At 76.5% G+C, this 765-nt stretch carries 1 pseudogene; it reads right to left on the reverse strand.

Annotated elements, in window-relative coordinates:
* Positions 1 to 553: pseudogene (locus GT030_RS11185) on the reverse strand (TIGR00374 family protein); the annotation flags it as partial.
* Positions 554 to 765: the final 212 nt, after the last annotated feature.

Genomic DNA, 765 nt, shown 5'->3' on the forward strand with positions numbered 1-765 from the left:
CCGCCGCGATCAGCAGCGCCGCGCAGAGCGCGCCGGTCAGCCAGACCAGCGGCACTTCGGGCACGCGCAGCAGCCCCGGACAGAACGGCACCAGCAGCGCGATCAGCAGCAGCTTCGACACGCCTCCGGCCCCGCCCTTGACGGCGAGCGCACCGGCGGAGCGGCCCATGGGCAGCCCGCAGCGCAGCAGGAACCGCAGGTTCACCGCCCCGGCTCCGATCCCGGCGGGCAGCAGATGGTTGGCGGCGCAGGCGGCGAACTGGGCCGCGACGAGCCGTCCGCCGGGCAGCCGCTCCACGACGGCCCCCTGCTGGGCGAGCGCGGCGGCCGCCCAGGTGCCCACGGCCGCGACCGCCCCGACCGAGAGCCAGCCCTGGTCGGCCTCGGTGAGCCGCACGGCGCCGCTGCGCGCGGTGGGCCAGTACCGCTGGGTGAGGTAGGCGAGGACGAGCAGGACGCAGACCAGCAGCCCCACCTGCCAGACGAGGCCCCGCAGGCGCGGCGCCGGAGGGCCGGCCGGTACGGGGAGCACTTCGGGAGCGTCCTGCGTCATCGGCACCCCTCCCCCTCCACGGAAGCACCCGTCGCCGACGCCCGGGGAAACCGGACGCCACAGCGAAATCAAGGTCAAACTAACGCGGACCCACACCCCCCGCCGCGCAGGTACGGCCATACGGCGGTGGCCCGGCGCGCGGCGGGGGTACGCACGGGGTGACCGACGGGCTCACAGCCCCTTCGGCACCCGGTGCGGCGGCTGCTCGGGGG

The organism is Streptomyces sp. SID1328, from assembly GCF_009865595.1.
Taxonomy (GTDB): Bacteria; Actinomycetota; Actinomycetes; order Streptomycetales; family Streptomycetaceae; genus Streptomyces; species Streptomyces griseoluteus.